The 14,553-nt window shown below is 68.2% G+C and carries 12 protein-coding genes and 1 CRISPR repeat array; of the genes, 5 read left to right on the forward strand and 7 right to left on the reverse strand.

Annotation, left to right across the window (positions count from 1 at the left end; translation table 11 throughout):
• Positions 1-201: 201 nt before the first annotated feature.
• On the reverse strand, positions 202-1,416 hold the full coding sequence (locus C9J49_RS16335) for an ABC transporter substrate-binding protein (RefSeq protein WP_046077947.1): 1,215 nt from the start codon (positions 1,414-1,416) through the stop codon (positions 202-204).
• A 229-nt stretch (positions 1,417-1,645) separates the two neighbouring features.
• Here C9J49_RS16335 and C9J49_RS16340 point away from each other — a divergent pair, with 229 nt between their 5' ends.
• The 3 genes from C9J49_RS16340 to C9J49_RS16350 all read left to right on the forward strand — a co-directional run bounded on the left by C9J49_RS16340 (position 1,646) and on the right by C9J49_RS16350 (position 4,917).
• On the forward strand, positions 1,646-2,392 hold the full coding sequence (locus C9J49_RS16340; RefSeq protein ID WP_107182481.1) for a dienelactone hydrolase family protein: 747 nt from the start codon (positions 1,646-1,648) through the stop codon (positions 2,390-2,392).
• 107 nt (positions 2,393-2,499) lie between these two features.
• On the forward strand, positions 2,500-3,756 hold the full coding sequence (locus tag C9J49_RS16345; protein WP_035595784.1) for a dicarboxylate/amino acid:cation symporter: 1,257 nt from the start codon (positions 2,500-2,502) through the stop codon (positions 3,754-3,756).
• A 108-nt stretch (positions 3,757-3,864) separates the two neighbouring features.
• Positions 3,865-4,917 carry a C45 family peptidase gene (locus tag C9J49_RS16350; protein WP_107182482.1) on the forward strand — a complete coding sequence of 351 codons (1,053 nt, stop codon included), beginning with the start codon at positions 3,865-3,867 and terminating at the stop codon, positions 4,915-4,917.
• A 20-nt stretch (positions 4,918-4,937) separates the two neighbouring features.
• Here the strand turns inward: C9J49_RS16350 and C9J49_RS16355 are convergent, their stop codons facing one another.
• Complete coding sequence (locus C9J49_RS16355) at positions 4,938-5,201, reverse strand: hypothetical protein (protein ID WP_107182483.1); 264 nt, start codon at positions 5,199-5,201, stop codon at positions 4,938-4,940.
• Positions 5,202-5,394: 193 nt separating this feature from the next.
• Between C9J49_RS16355 and C9J49_RS16360 the strand changes: the two genes are divergently transcribed.
• Entirely contained in the window at positions 5,395-6,936 is a 1,542-nt protein-coding gene (locus C9J49_RS16360; RefSeq protein ID WP_107182484.1) for an alkaline phosphatase, read from the forward strand.
• A 58-nt stretch (positions 6,937-6,994) separates the two neighbouring features.
• Here the strand turns inward: C9J49_RS16360 and C9J49_RS16365 are convergent, their stop codons facing one another.
• Complete coding sequence (locus C9J49_RS16365; RefSeq protein WP_107182485.1) at positions 6,995-7,585, reverse strand: DUF4202 domain-containing protein; 591 nt, start codon at positions 7,583-7,585, stop codon at positions 6,995-6,997.
• Between the two features lie 166 nt (positions 7,586-7,751).
• Here C9J49_RS16365 and C9J49_RS16370 point away from each other — a divergent pair, with 166 nt between their 5' ends.
• The gene (locus C9J49_RS16370) at positions 7,752-8,678 is read left to right on the forward strand and encodes a glycerophosphodiester phosphodiesterase (protein WP_107182486.1); all 927 of its coding nucleotides are present in this window, start codon (positions 7,752-7,754) and stop codon (positions 8,676-8,678) included.
• A 59-nt stretch (positions 8,679-8,737) separates the two neighbouring features.
• Positions 8,738-11,754: direct repeats of the CRISPR family, unit length 29 nt; unit sequence CGGATCATCCCCGCGCCTGCGGGGACCGG.
• 106 nt (positions 11,755-11,860) lie between these two features.
• On the opposite strand, the gene cas2e is transcribed toward C9J49_RS16370, so the two are convergent.
• From cas2e to cas5e, 4 genes are read right to left on the reverse strand one after another with little or no spacing between them, the layout of a single operon-like run.
• The gene (cas2e, locus tag C9J49_RS16375; protein ID WP_107182487.1) at positions 11,861-12,157 is read right to left on the reverse strand and encodes a type I-E CRISPR-associated endoribonuclease Cas2e; all 297 of its coding nucleotides are present in this window, start codon (positions 12,155-12,157) and stop codon (positions 11,861-11,863) included.
• 1 nt (position 12,158) lies between these two features.
• On the reverse strand, positions 12,159-13,079 hold the full coding sequence (cas1e, locus tag C9J49_RS16380; RefSeq protein ID WP_107182488.1) for a type I-E CRISPR-associated endonuclease Cas1e: 921 nt from the start codon (positions 13,077-13,079) through the stop codon (positions 12,159-12,161).
• Between the two features lie 25 nt (positions 13,080-13,104).
• The gene (cas6e, locus tag C9J49_RS16385; protein ID WP_107182489.1) at positions 13,105-13,797 is read right to left on the reverse strand and encodes a type I-E CRISPR-associated protein Cas6/Cse3/CasE; all 693 of its coding nucleotides are present in this window, start codon (positions 13,795-13,797) and stop codon (positions 13,105-13,107) included.
• Positions 13,797-14,552 carry a type I-E CRISPR-associated protein Cas5/CasD gene (gene cas5e, locus C9J49_RS16390; protein WP_107182490.1) on the reverse strand — a complete coding sequence of 252 codons (756 nt, stop codon included), beginning with the start codon at positions 14,550-14,552 and terminating at the stop codon, positions 13,797-13,799. Before cas5e ends, cas6e begins: the two co-directional genes overlap by 1 nt.
• Position 14,553: the final 1 nt, after the last annotated feature.

A 14,553-nucleotide genomic window follows, 5' to 3' on the forward strand; every position in this document is an offset into this window, starting at 1 on the left:
CATTACCGCCTGCAACGTTGCCCGTCGCCGGCAGCGGATGCGTATCCTACGGGCTATCACCGGGGTAGTGCAAGGACTTTCTGATCCGACCTCCCGAACGGATCGTACCTCGCCCCGTGTCGTGGCGAAGCGGCCGCAGCCAAAAACGCCCCGCCCTCTGAAGACGAGGGCGGGGCGTTCGTTGGAACGGTACGGTCGCGCTTATTCCTCGGCGTCGACGTAGCCCTGGATGGTGAAGGTGCCGTCCTCGACCAGCATCTCCTGCACGACGCCCGGCACGTCGCCGTTGGCATCGAACTCGTGGGTGCCGGAGGCGCCTTCATAGTTGATCTCGGTGCCGGCAGCGATCAGCTCTTTGGCCTTCTCCCATTCACCGGGCAGGATCACCTCGCCCGGGGCGCTGGCGACGCTGCGCAGCGCCTCGTTCAGACCCTCGCGGTCGGCACTGCCATTTTCCTCGATGGCCAGACCCAGCAGGAAGGCGGCGTCGTAGGCCTGGGCGGCAAACACCGCACTGGGATCGATGCCGGCCGCGTTGGCCTGCTGGTTGAACATGGCCGTGCCCGGCAGCTCCGGGCTGCCCGGACGAGTGGCGATCATGCCGTTGAGCACGTCGGCGCCGATGGCCTCGACCAGGCTGTCGCCGACCATGCCGTCACCGCCCACGTACTGGGTGAACATGCCGCTCTCGTAGGCCTGGCGGACCACGGTCTGGCCGGAGGTATCGGCGTAGGCCAGCACCACCAGTGTCTGGGCACCGGTGGCGGCCAGCGAGCCGAGCTCGGAGCGGTAGTCGGCGCGGTTATCCTCGTGGGCGAGGTTCTCCAGCACCATGCCGCCACCGTTCTCGTAGGCGGCCACGAAGGCATCGGCCAGGCCGCGGCCGTAGTCATTGTTGACGTAGGTGACCGCGACTTCCTGGATGCCCTTGTCGAGCAGCAGCTTGGCCAGCATCTCGCCCTGGAAGGCGTCGGAGGGCACGGTGCGGAAGACCAGGTCGTTGTCATCCAGCTCGGTGACCGCCGGCGCGGTGGACGCCGGGGAAACCATGGTCACGCCGCCCGGGATGGCGGCATTGTTGGCCGCGGCCACGGTGGCGCCGGTGCACAGGGCGCCGACGATGGCGGTGACCTGCTCGGTGTTGACCATGCGGTCGGCCGCGTTGGAGGCCGCCGAGGCGTCGGAGCAGGTGGTATCGCCGGTCGGCATGACAATGTCCTGGCCATCCAGCAGACCACCCTGCTCGTTGATCTGCTGTACCGCCAGATTGGCGCCATCGAAGATCGGCGGCGTCAGGCTCTCGATGCCGCCGGTGAAGCCGCCGAGGAAGCCGATCTTGACCTCGGCCTGGGCCATGCCGGAGAGGGCCAGGGTGGTCGCGGCCACCGCCGATGCTAGAACGCGTTTCTTCATGATTGTTGGTCTCGCTCTGGTTGCTCGAATCATCCGCTGCGCGAATCACACCCCCTCAATCTGGAAGGCCTCCGCCTAAAACACAACCCGTGGCTGCCAACGCTGGAAACCGCCAAGCCGCCTGCAACATCTTGATTGGCAAGCCTCCCTTCCCGCGTTTCAGCGATCGAACGAGCGCTTCAACGCTGGCCGCCTATACTGAGGATCCATTCCTCCATCGCCGAGCCCCACGATGCGACCGCTGACGTTTCTGACCCTGGCCGCGCTGGCCAGCACCGCCCAGGCCGACGGCCGGGAAATCGACTATCGCGTGAACGACGAAGCCTTCACCGGCTACTTCGCCCCGGCCGACGACGAACCCCGCGGCACGGTGTTGATCGTCCATGACTGGGACGGCCTGACCGACTACGAGCGCCGGCGCGCCGAGATGCTTGCCGAACAGGGCTATGACGCCTTCGCCCTCGACCTCTACGGCCAGGGCAACCGCCCGGTGGAAACCGACGCCAAGAAGGCCGAGACGGCGAAGCTCTACCAGGACCGCGAGCGCATGCGCGAGCTGACCCTGGCCGGGCTGGCCGAGGCCCGCGCCCAGGGCGCGGCAACGCCGACCGTGGTGATGGGCTACTGCTTCGGCGGCGCCGTGGCGCTGGAGCTCGCGCGCAGCGGCGCGGCCGAGGACGTGCACGGCTACGCCACCTTCCACGGCGGCCTGGCGACCCCCGAGGGCCAGGGCTATGGGCCGGACACCCCGCCGATCCTGATCGCCCACGGCGGCGGCGACGAGGCCATCCCGCTGGAAGACGTGACATCGCTGGCCCGTCAGCTGGAAGGCGCGGGCGTCGACTACGAGATCGGCATCTACGCGGGCGCGCCCCACGCCTTCACCGTCCTCGATACCGACCGCTATCGGCAGCGCGCCGACGAGCGCTCATGGTCGGCCTTCATGGCACTGCTGGACGAGGTGCTGCCACAGCAGTGAATCACTGCCGCACTTACGTAAGTTTTTAAATACTCCTTTCTGTAGAATCGCGCTCCGGCATGATTTCCCGCTACTAAAAGCCGATAAAACAGAAAGGAGCCATTCCCTTGACCGATTCCACGACGACCACCGGCGGCGGCCTCTGGCGGCGCATCCCGCTGTGGCAGAAGATCCTCGCCGGCCTGGCGCTCGGCGTCCTGACCGGCGCCCTGCTCGGCGACGATGCCAGCCTCTTCAAGCCGCTCGGCGATATCTTCATCAACGCCATCAAGATGCTGATCGTGCCGCTGGTGTTCTCGACCCTGGTGGTCGGCATCACCGCCATGCGCGACCCGCAGAAGATGGGCCGCATCGGCGCGCGCACCATCGCTCTCTACCTGCTGACCACGGCCTTCGCCATCGCCATCGGCCTGTTCGCCTCCTGGCTGTTCCAGCCCGGCACCGGCCTGGAGATGAGCTTCGACGGCGGCGTCGAGGCCAAGGAGGCGCCCAGCCTGCGCGAGATCCTGGTCGGCCTGGTGCCGCAGAACCCGATCGATGCCCTGGCCAGCGGCAACATCCTGCAGATCATCGTCTTCGCCATCGGGCTCGGCATCTCGCTGACCCTGATCGGCGACAAGGGCGAGCCGGTGGTGCGCGTGTTCGAAGGCTTCGCCGAGGCCATGGTCAAGCTGACCAACATCGTCATGGCCTTCGCGCCGATCGGCGTGTTCGGCCTGATCGCCCATGTGGCCGGCAGCTACGGCCTCGAGGTGCTGCTGCCGCTGGCCAAGGTGATCGGCGTGGCCTACCTGGCCAGCGCCCTGCACGTGCTGCTGGTCTACTCCGGCCTGCTGGCGCTGATCGGCCGGCTGAATCCGCTGCGCTACCTGCAGGGCATCCTCGACGCCCTGGTGGTGGCCTACTCCTCGGCCTCGTCGTCCGGCACCCTGCCGGTATCGCTGCGCTGCGCGCGCAACAACCTCGGCGTCTCCGAGGGCGTGTCCGGCTTCGTGCTGCCGGTGGGCGCCACCATCAACATGGACGGCACCGCCATCTATCAGGGCGTGGTCGCGGTGTTCATCGCCCAGCTGATCGGTTTCGACCTGAGCCTGGCCGACTACGGCATGATCATCGTCACCGGCACCCTGGCCTCGATCGGCACCGCCGGCGTGCCCGGCGCCGGTCTGGTGATGCTGTCCATCGTCATGGCCCAGATCGGCCTGCCGCTGGAGGCCATCGCGGTGATCGCCGGCATCGACCGCCTGCTCGACATGGCGCGCACCAGCGTCAACGTGGCCGGCGACCTGATGGTCACCACCCTGGTCGGCAAGAGCGAAGGCGAGCTGGACGAAAGCGTCTACAACGCCCCGCGCAAGAGCTGATGCCACCCCACTGCCCAGCATGAAACGGGGCGCCGGGCGGCTTCCGCCCGGCGCCCCTCTCGTCCCTGCTAGGCTGAGCGCACTCCCTCTCTTGCTCTGGAGGCCAGCATGCTCAGCGTCTTTTCCGGTTCCCGCGCCGAGATCGGCGAGGCCCACGGCCGCACCCACGCCGCCCTGATCACCTCGAGCATCGAGGTCTACGATCGGCTGTTCCACGACTTCGTCGGCCTGCGCTGGGCCGAGGCCCGCCGCGTCGCCGAGCGCTTCGTGCCGATGATCGAACGCGGCTTCCCCGAGATGCTCGACGAGATGGCCGGCATCGCCCGCGGCGCCGGGCTCGATCTCGAGGACATCCTCACCCTCAACTGCCGCAGCGAGATCTCGCTGACCCAGGCCAGCGGCGGCTGCACCGCGCTCTCGATCAACCGAGACGGCACCCAGTGGCTGGCCCAGAACTGGGACTGGCGCAGCGACCAGCTGCACAACGTGGTGGCGATGGAGCTGCGCCCGACGGGCGCCCCGGCGCTGGTCAGCGTCGGCGAGGCGGGCATGGTGGCCAAGATCGGCCTGAACGAGAACGGGGTGGGCGTGTGCCTCAACGCCATTCGCTCGCGGACCCTGGGCGAGGGGCTGCCGATCCACGTGGCGCTGCGCAAGATCCTCGAGGCCGAGTCGTTCGACGCGGCGACCCGGGTGGTCACCCACGACCGGGTCTGCTCGCCGGCCCACTTCCTGATCGCCAGCGGCGACGGCCGCTCCGCCGGCTTCGAGGTGCATCCCGGCCTGCCCGGCGTGCTGGAGCCCCGCGGCGGCGCGGTCACCCATACCAACCACCTCTACGCCGAGACCGCCACCTGCCAGGTGGAGGACTTCCCGCGGCCGGACTCCGACACCCGGCTCACGCGCATCGACGCGCTGCTGCGCGAACGGCTGCCGCTAGGCGCGGCGGTCGATGCCGAGGCGCTGTTCGCGATGCTCGCCGACCACGACAACGCCCCGCTCTCGATCTGCCGCCACTTCAACCCCGACCAGCCGGCCGAGGAACGCATGGAGACGCTGTTCGCGGTGGTCATGAACCTGCGCCAGCGGCGCCTGGTGCTGCGCCACGGCAAGCCCTGCGAGGGCGAGGACACGCTGACGGTGACGCTCGGCGACGCCTGAGTGCCGGCTCGGCCGCTCGCTCAGCTTCGGCGCCAGGCGCCCAGGCGAGGCATGCCATCCAGCTCGCCCTTGAGATAGCGCTCGGTGGTCTGCAGGAAGCGGCGCAGATGCTCGGCGATGGCCTCATCGCGACGCAGCGCCTCCAGCTCGGCCTCATCCTCTTCTTCGCCCGACGCCACGCACGGCTGCCAGGCCATGCGTACGGAACAGGCGCTGACATCGCAGATCTGCAGGCTGGGGCTGGGGCTGGTACCGCGAGACGCCGCCCGGATGTGATAGGCCATGTCACCCTCCCGATAGGGCTATTTAATGATAACGATTATCAAGTGCAAATATGGGGAGGGAGGGGCCGATCTGTCAAGCGAGGGCAACGATGGCATGACGCAGGTCAAGGTCACCGCGACGTCACACGGCTGCCAAGCCAGCGTCATCGACCGCCGCCATCCTAGGGGATTCACCCCTGAGGAGAGACGGATCATGCGCATGACGCGACGCGGCGTACTCAAGCTCGGCCTGGCCGGCGGCGCCACGCTGGGCACCGGCCTGGTCGCCCCCGGCATCGTGCTGGCCGAAGCCCGGCGCCCGGTCGTCGACGGCGGCGTGATGAGCGGCGACATGCTCGCCGACCGCGCCATGCTGTGGTCGCGGGTCGACCGCCCGGCCCGGATGCTGCTCGAGATCGCCGACAACCCCGAGTTCCGCGCCGCCCGCCAGCTTCACGGCCCCGAAGCGCTGCCGACCGGCGGCCTCACCGCGAAGCTGGACGCCACCGGGCTCGGCGGCATGGACGAGGTGCACTACCGGGTGCGCTTCGCCGCCCTGGGCGACCACCGTGCGATCAGCGAACCGGTCACCGGCCGGCTGCGCCTGCCGCCGCAGACGCCACGCGACGTGCGCTTCGTGTGGTCCGGCGACACCGTGGGCCAAGGCTGGGGCATCGACGAGTCGCGCGGCGGCATGACCACCTACGCCACCATGCTCGACCAGCGCCCCGACTTCTTCATCCACTCCGGCGACACCGTCTACGCCGACGGCCCGCTCCAGGAGAGCGTCGAGCTCGCCGACGGCAGCCTGTGGCGCAACCGGGTGACGCCGGAGAAGCTCAAGGTGGCCGAGACCCTGCAGGAATTCCGCGGCCAGCACGCCTACAACCTGCTGGACGCCAACGTGCGGCGCTTCAACGCCGAGGTGCCGATGCTGGCCCAGTGGGACGACCACGAGACCACCAACAACTGGTATCCCGGCGAGCTGCTGGAAGACGACCGCTACACCGAGAAGAACGCCTCGCTGCTGGCCGCCCGCGGCCGCCAGGCCTTCCTCGAGCACATGCCGCTGCGTCAGCGCCCCGAGGCGCCCGGGCGCATCTACCGCCGCTTCGCCTACGGCCCGGGCCTGGAAGTGTTCATGCTCGACATGCGCACCTTCCGCGGCGCCAACGACCGCAACCGTCAGGAGCGCGGCGCCGATCTGCTCGGCGCGGAGCAGCTGCGCTGGCTGCTGAATTCGCTGCGCGATTCCACCGCCACCTGGAAGATCGTCGCCTCCGACATGCCCATCGGCCTGGTGGTGCGCGACGACGATCGCTTCGAGGCCGTGGCCAACGACGAGCCCGGCCAGCCGCTGGGCCGCGAGCAGGAGATCGCCCGGCTGCTCAAGGCGATCCGCGACGAGGCGATCCACAACGTGGTGTGGCTGACCGCCGATGTGCACTACACGGCGGCGCATCACTACTCGCCCGAGCGCGCGAGCTTTCAGGACTTCGCGCCGTTCTGGGAGTTCGTCAGCGGCCCGCTGCACGCCGGCACCTATGGCCCCGGCGAACTCGACGCCACCTTCGGCCCCGAGGTGGTGTTCCAGAAGGCGCCGCCGGAAGGCCAAGCCAACCTGCCACCCTCCGACGGCTACCAGTTCTTCGGTCAGGTCGACCTGGACGGCGAGAGCGAGACACTGACCGTGACGCTGAAGGACGCGGCCGGCCAGTCGCTGCATCGCCAGGTGCTGGAGCCCCAACGGGCCTGAGCCCTGCACCGCCGCCGGGCAATCCGGCGGCGGCGCGCCCGTGACGACGGGCCGGCGCTCAGCCCGCCAGCGCTTCCTCCACCAGCCGGCGCGCCTCGTCGCTCATCGGCAGCCCCAGGGCCAGCTCGTGGGCCCGGGGCGACATCTTCTTCCAGGTCTTCTGCACGATGCGGATCAGGTGGTCGTGATCGACCTGCTTCGAGAAATCGGCGAAGTAGTTCTCCAGGAACACCAGGCAGGCGCAGTCCTCCACCGCCTGGGTGCCCGCGTCGCGCCCCAGGCCCTGCTTGCGGATCATCGCCGCCACCCGCTCGGCGTCCTCCTCCGCGTAGCCGGCCTCGCGCATCGCCCGGGCGGTCGTCTCGCCGGCGCGCTTGCCCTGGTCGCGGCGCCAGGTCAGGTAGCCCACCCGGCCTTCGGGATAATCGCCCCGCGGCACCTGCCAGCGCTGCAGGTGCTGGTTGTGCACCGCCAGGCGCACCAGCTCGTCCGGCGCCTCGTCGAGCGCGTTCAGCCAGTCGCTCATGCGTCCGGCGTGCCACAGCTCCAGCGGCAGCGTTTCCCCCGCCACCTCCACCCGGCGCGGGTCCTGTGCGTGCAGGGCATCCAGCGCGGCCTGGGTCCGCTCATAGGGGGACGAATCGCTCATGGTGTCTCCTCGTGCTGATGGCAGGGTGATGGCACGGCCGCGAAGCGGTCATCTTCCCATGGAAGCATGTCGAGGCAGCGTTGACAGCCCGCACGTCGAACGGCCGTTTGCTCACTCGGGCCAGGCGCGCTACGTTGTTGTACGATCATTCAATAAAAGGACTCCCATGACGATCGCCATCCGCCTTCCCCTCGCCACCGCCCTGGCCCTCGGCCTCGCCGCCCCGCTCGCGGCCCAGGCCGACGCCCTCGAGCAGCAGCTCGACGACCTGCAGGACTTCCAGATCATCGCCCACCGCGGGGCCAGCGGCCACGCCCCGGAGCACACCTGGCCGGCCTACCAGCAGGCCCGCCGGATGGGCGCCGACTACCTCGAGCTGGACCTGCACATGAGCGCCGACGGCGAGCTGATGGTGATCCACGACGACACCCTGGACCGCACCACCGACGGCAGCGGCCCGGTGAAGGACCACAGCCTGGCCGAGCTCAAGACGCTGGACGCCGGCAGCTGGTTCAACGAGAGCCACACCGACCGCGCCGAGGAAGCCTACGCCGGCGCCGAGCTGCTGACCCTCGACGAGGTGATCGACCGCTACGGCACCGACGTACGCTACTACATCGAGACCAAGTCGCCGGAGCGCTACCCGGAACTGCAGCGTGCCCTGGTCGAGACCCTCGAGGCCGAGGGGCTGGTGGCCTCCGGCTCGGTGGTGATCCAGTCGTTCAGCCAGGACAGCCTCGAGCAGGTCCACGCGCTGAACGCCGACATCCCGCTGGTACAGCTGGTGTGGTACTCCCCCGCCGAGGACGGCAGCGGCCTGACCGAATGGACCGGGGTGACCCCGCCGCCCGCCGAGATCAACGACGCCGACTTCCAGGCCATCGCCGACTACGCCATGGGCATCGGCCCCAACGTCGTCTACGACGGCGAGGGCGTGATCGACGCCGGCTTTGTGGAACAGGCCCACGACAACGGCCTGCTGGTGCACCCCTACACCATCAACGACCCCGAGCAGATGCAGCGCCTGCTCGACTGGGGCGTGGACGGGATGTTCACCAACTTCCCGGATCGGTTGAACGGGCTGGTGGAGTAAGGGAGGCTCGAAGCCTCAAGGCGTCTACGGGCAGATTGCCACGTGCCATTAGCCTGACTGGCAAGCGCCCCGCGTCTGCGGGGATCGGGGCACCGCATCGATGCCGTTATCCTTGTGGAACGGCTCATCCCCGCGTCTGCGGGGACCGGAACCTGATGGGGCTGGCCATCGAGGCCCGGGACGGATCATCCCCGCGCCTGCGGGGACTGGGCCGGTCTCCTTATATCTGAGCTCGCTGGCGACGGATCATCCCCGCGCCTGCGGGGACCGGCGCTCGCCGGCGACGGGGTTAGTGTCGAGCTCCGGATCATCCCCGCGCCTGCGGGGACCGGGCACCGACTTCTCCGGGTTATGAGCCCGGCGTCGGATCATCCCCGCGCCTGCGGGGACCGGCCACCAGGGCCAGGGCGCCCCGACGCCGACCGCGGATCATCCCCGCGCCTGCGGGGACCGGAACATCACCAAGCCCGTGGAGCCCGCCGTTAACGGATCATCCCCGCGCCTGCGGGGACCGGTTGACCACGCGCCACGGGCGCACCGGCTGACCCGGATCATCCCCGCGCCTGCGGGGACCGGCCGATGAAGTCGGAATTCGGGCCGCTGAGATACGGATCATCCCCGCGCCTGCGGGGACCGGTTCATCGGCCACGAGCACAACTCGAAGGAGCACGGATCATCCCCGCGCCTGCGGGGACCGGCTCGAGGCCCAGAAGGAGGTGGACAGCGCCACCGGATCATCCCCGCGCCTGCGGGGACCGGTGTGAACGGGAAGCTGGTCTACGGCCGGCGCACGGATCATCCCCGCGCCTGCGGGGACCGGCAGCGATCCCGCTCCATGACCAGCTGACGCAGCGGATCATCCCCGCGCCTGCGGGGACCGGATCACCACCCATGAAGAGCCCAACCACGGGGCTGGATCATCCCCGCGCCTGCGGGGACCGGGCGGGCTTGGTGTCGCCGCCCTTCTCGGCCGGCGGATCATCCCCGCGCCTGCGGGGACCGGCTCAGCTACCCGTAAGAACAAGAGCCTGACCCCGGATCATCCCCGCGCCTGCGGGGACCGGGTGAACACGGTGTAATCGTTGTAGTCCTTCACCGGATCATCCCCGCGCCTGCGGGGACCGGCCGAATGGTTCACCGAGATGAGGGCGCGTCGACGGATCATCCCCGCGCCTGCGGGGACCGGAGGAGAGTATTGTCGAGTACGCCAACGCCTCGCGGATCATCCCCGCGCCTGCGGGGACCGGAGGCGGCCACGTCGTCCCATAGCTCGTTTCCTCGGATCATCCCCGCGCCTGCGGGGACCGGTTGATTATTGCTGGCGAACCTGGCCTTCATCTCGGATCATCCCCGCGCCTGCGGGGACCGGCTTCTGGGTGCGTTGGAAACTCACTCGGCAGGCGGATCATCCCCGCGCCTGCGGGGACCGGCGTGAGTCGTACAACTACTACTCGCAGCAGACCGGATCATCCCCGCGCCTGCGGGGACCGGATCGCGGCCAGTGGATTGATTAGCCCGGCCAGCGGATCATCCCCGCGCCTGCGGGGACCGGTCCAGCGCGATCATGGCGTCGATCAGCTCGGGCGGATCATCCCCGCGCCTGCGGGGACCGGAATTCCGACTTGATCGGACATGGCGCCGCCGGCGGATCATCCCCGCGCCTGCGGGGACCGGTATCGCCACGGCGGCAAGCAACAGCGCGTGGACGGATCATCCCCGCGCCTGCGGGGACCGGTCAAATAAGTCCGCGCCCAGGGGCCGCGAAGACGGATCATCCCCGCGCCTGCGGGGACCGGCAGAAACTGGCATAGGGTGTGCTGATATCCGCCGGATCATCCCCGCGCCTGCGGGGACCGGCTCCGCGTTGCTGATTCCGTAGTCGATGCCATCGGATCATCCCCGCGCCTGCGGGGACCGGATGAGCATCGGCAACGTCGCTCTTCCTCTTGCCGGATCATCCCCGCGCCTGCGGGGACCGGAAAACAATAATCCCAATAGTCATCGACTATTACGGATCATCCCCGCGCCTGCGGGGACCGGTCGGCGATCCCCGCCGTGACCGTCCCCCCCGCCGGATCATCCCCGCGCCTGCGGGGACCGGTGGAACGGGCATGGCCACAAGCATGGCCACAACGGATCATCCCCGCGCCTGCGGGGACCGGCGCCGTAGATCAGGTAGAAGTCGGCGAAGAACGGATCATCCCCGCGCCTGCGGGGACCGGGGACGATGAAGAAGCGCCTGCCGAATGGGGTGCGGATCATCCCCGCGCCTGCGGGGACCGGGGACGGACGCCTGGGTTATCGACCACAGATTTCGGATCATCCCCGCGCCTGCGGGGACCGGGCCGGCGGCAGGCCCTCGCCATTCCACTCCTGCGGATCATCCCCGCGCCTGCGGGGACCGGGACACCAGGCCCATCATCGTGCGTAGCGAGTCCGGATCATCCCCGCGCCTGCGGGGACCGGTGGTCCGCTGTGACGCCCACCTTGGGCGCGATCGGATCATCCCCGCGCCTGCGGGGACCGGGGCTGCAAGCGCGTGGCCGGCGGCACCTCCGGCGGATCATCCCCGCGCCTGCGGGGACCGGTGATTCCTCCTGCCAGCTCAAGGCACAAGTGCCGGATCATCCCCGCGCCTGCGGGGACCGGTTGCTGGTCGATAACCGCGAGCGGCTGGCCGCCGGATCATCCCCGCGCCTGCGGGGACCGGATTGCCGGCCGGCCCCTTGTTGCGCGCGGTGACGGATCATCCCCGCGCCTGCGGGGACCGGGACGCCAAAGCCCGAGGTGCCCGAGGCGGCTACGGATCATCCCCGCGCCTGCGGGGACCGGGAAGCCCGGCGCGCTGGGGAGCGAGGACCGGGCGGATCATCCCCGCGCCTGCGGGGACCGGGAGACCTGGCCGGCACCCCACCAGCTGGCCAGCGGATCATCCCCGCGCCTGCGGGGACCGGTTCTTTAAAGGACTTCTCAAGGTTAGCTTTTTCGGATCATCCCCGCGCCTGCGGGGACCGGGCCCCAGAGCGGCCCTGTGAGCCGTTCTGGGACGGATCATCCCCGCGCCTGCGGGGACCGGACTAATTGTAGCCACTTGTTTATAAAGAGGAAAATCGCCAGCGGAATTTCCACCAGCGATTTTGCTTACTTTTTGATCAGACTATATTGTTAAAGATCCTGAAAAATCAGCCAGTTGGCTCTGGCGGCAGAAAACGCACCAGCCGCAGTCCATCATGCTCGACCGGTTCACGCCGGTTGGCGCCATAGGTCTGGAATTCGAAGCCCGATTCATGGCTACTGGCCCAGGCCATCGCGACATTGCCATCCTCGGCCAGTGCATTGATCTGTTCCCAGATCATCTCACGCACACGCTTGGTGACATCCCCCACATACACACCGGCGCGAATCTCCAGCAGCCAGACGGCGAGCCGGCCACGTAGGCGCGGTGGCACCGCCTCGGTCACTACGACCAACATCGCCATATCACTTGCTCCGGTGTCCCTGGTCGCCGACGGAATCCGGTTCGGGAATCGCCGGCGGCATGGCCTCGGGCGCAGGCGGCGGTGGCTCGATGTCGCCGGCCGCCAGCACCTCCTCGATCATCGGGATCAGTCGCTGCAAAAGTTTCGTCTGCTTGAAGGCATCGCGGCAGGCAATACGCACTTCACGCTCAGGCGCGACCGGATTGCGCGCAGCCACCCGAAAGGCGGCGGGCACCACCGTCTCGAACTTCACGATATCCGCGATATCGTAGACGAAGCTCTGTGGCTTGCCGGTATGCAGGAAACCGATAGCCGGCGCATACCCCGCCGCCAGAATCGCCGCCTCGGTGATGCCATACAGGCACGCCGTCGCGGCAGACAGGCACTGGTTGGCCACGTCCGACGCGCTCCACTGCGTCGGATCATAGCGTCGCCCCTGCCACTTCACGCCGTACTGCTTGGCGAGCAGCTGATAGGTCTTGCGAACCCGGGCGCCCTCCATGCCTCGCAGCTGATCGACGCTGCGCCGCGAGGGTGGCGGCTCCCCGAAGCGCAGCTCGAACATCTTGCGCACGACCTTCAACCTCAGCGAATCATCCAGCGCCAACTGCGCCTGATACAGCAGCTTGTCGGAGCGTGCCCCACCGGGCTGGCCAGCGCTGTAGAGACGTACGCCGGCATCGCCGACCCAGATCAGCAGCGTCCCGGCGACCGACGCCAGCTTGACGGCGGCGTGCGAGATGCGAGTGCCGGGCTCAAGCAACAGGCAGGCCACCGAACCAACGGGGATATGCATCCGCTCTCCGTTGACCTCATCAATGACGACAAAGGCGCCGTCGCGCACATCGATCTGCCCCATGCCAACGAAGATCATCGACATGCGATCCTTCTCGGGAATCGGCTTGATCGGAATGAATCCCATATGGCCTCCCTGCCGCAACGTAGCGCTATGGACGACGCAGCAGCATCAGGCCACAACCGAAGGCCTTGGCACGCCCGACGCCTTGCGCCATGGTTTCGATCAACCGCCCGGGGTCAGTCACCTCGAGCAGGCCCTCATAGTCGACGCTGGAAAAGCGAATGGGGCGCCCCTTGTCCTTCGATAACGCATGCTGCCGATAGGCCCCCACCTCAGGGTCGACTGGCAGACGAAACCCGAATGACTCGGCGCGAGCCACCAGCCACTCTCGGGCCGCCGCGTCCATCGCGGCGCCACAGGCCTGGCTTTTCCTCTCGCCACCAGCCTCAAATGGGTACTTGGCCGCCATCAGTACATCGGCACGACGCCCACGCTGGCCCGCCACCGATTTCGCTACCGTGGGGTTCGCGCGCAGGCGAAAGGCCAGCCGCTCCCCCGGCTCCAGCGTCGGAGAAAAGGGTTTGCACTGCGCTTCCAGAAGACCGGCAATCGGCACCGGCTCTCGATCGGAGAGCACATAGAACAACGGCAGCCCTCGCGGCGCTCCCTCGCCTTCGGGCTCCTCCATTTCCTGACGGAACAGAAACGGCCTCTCCCCCTGATGCTCCGGAAACAACCGCCAGAGCAGTTGGTGGGCGGCATAGGCCCGGCCGTCCATGATGTCGAATAATGCTCCACGAGAGAGGCCATTGAGATCGACACGCACTCGAGAAAGGTACATCAGCGCTCCTCCTCTACCCGGACCATGCGGCGATATTCGGTGCGCGGTCCGAACTGCCAGCGGCGGCGATTGAGCGGGACGTCCCAAGTCTCGCTGGACTCCACGCCTCGGCCATCACCATCAAGACATGCCGCGTCACCCTCCCAGGCGTACAGCACGTTATCCGGCAGCCTCAATGCCCGGCGCTCTTCTTCGGCGTTCCTGCCACACAGCAGTGGAAACTCAGCATCCAGCGCGTCACGCAGCCGAGAAAACGCCACGCACCGTGGTGCGAGCGGCGCCCCCGGCGGACAGGCCTTGCGTCCCAGATAGAGCGGAAACTGCGGCGTCTTGAGTGCCTGCTCCAGCGTCTCGAGCGCCAGTTCCGCCTGCGGTGTCAACCAGACGGCGACGGTCCAGAGACCGTCGCAGCGGTAGTCACGGCTGGAAAGAATGGTATTGATGATCCTCTTCGGGGCACTCAATTCGTCCCGTCGAGTGCGGTAGGTCACCTTGGACTGCGACGCCGGCACCTGCACCGTGTGATAGTCACGCAGCAGGCTGCCCGGCGAGCGCTGTTTGATGGCGATACCGACGCTATCGCGCAGCCGGCGCTGCCCCTCGTCGTCGTCGCGGCGAACGCCCAGTGCCGCCCCCAGCAAGCCGACGATGGCGCTGCGCCCGGGGTAAGTGGCGGTGGGGCGCGACTCCCCCACCGCCGCCTCGCCCCAGCTGGCAAGCGGCGCATAGAGCCGAAAGACCAGATACTCCGTCATG

Source organism: Halomonas sp. SL1, from assembly GCF_003030865.2.
Lineage (GTDB): Bacteria > Pseudomonadota > Gammaproteobacteria > Pseudomonadales > Halomonadaceae > Halomonas > Halomonas halophila.

Coding starts and splice junctions, on each gene's coding strand:
- cas5e (WP_107182490.1), bottom strand. CDS start 14,552: ATGACGGAGTATCTGGTCTTTCGGCTCTATGCGCCGCTTGCCAGCTGG.
- C9J49_RS16365 (WP_107182485.1), bottom strand. CDS start 7,585: ATGAGCGATTCGTCCCCCTATGAGCGGACCCAGGCCGCGCTGGATGCC.
- C9J49_RS16340 (WP_107182481.1), top strand. CDS start 1,646: ATGCGACCGCTGACGTTTCTGACCCTGGCCGCGCTGGCCAGCACCGCC.
- cas6e (WP_107182489.1), bottom strand. CDS start 13,797: ATGTACCTTTCTCGAGTGCGTGTCGATCTCAATGGCCTCTCTCGTGGA.
- C9J49_RS16360 (WP_107182484.1), top strand. CDS start 5,395: ATGCGCATGACGCGACGCGGCGTACTCAAGCTCGGCCTGGCCGGCGGC.
- cas1e (WP_107182488.1), bottom strand. CDS start 13,079: ATGGGATTCATTCCGATCAAGCCGATTCCCGAGAAGGATCGCATGTCG.
- C9J49_RS16355 (WP_107182483.1), bottom strand. CDS start 5,201: ATGGCCTATCACATCCGGGCGGCGTCTCGCGGTACCAGCCCCAGCCCC.
- C9J49_RS16370 (WP_107182486.1), top strand. CDS start 7,752: ATGACGATCGCCATCCGCCTTCCCCTCGCCACCGCCCTGGCCCTCGGC.
- cas2e (WP_107182487.1), bottom strand. CDS start 12,157: ATGGCGATGTTGGTCGTAGTGACCGAGGCGGTGCCACCGCGCCTACGT.
- C9J49_RS16350 (WP_107182482.1), top strand. CDS start 3,865: ATGCTCAGCGTCTTTTCCGGTTCCCGCGCCGAGATCGGCGAGGCCCAC.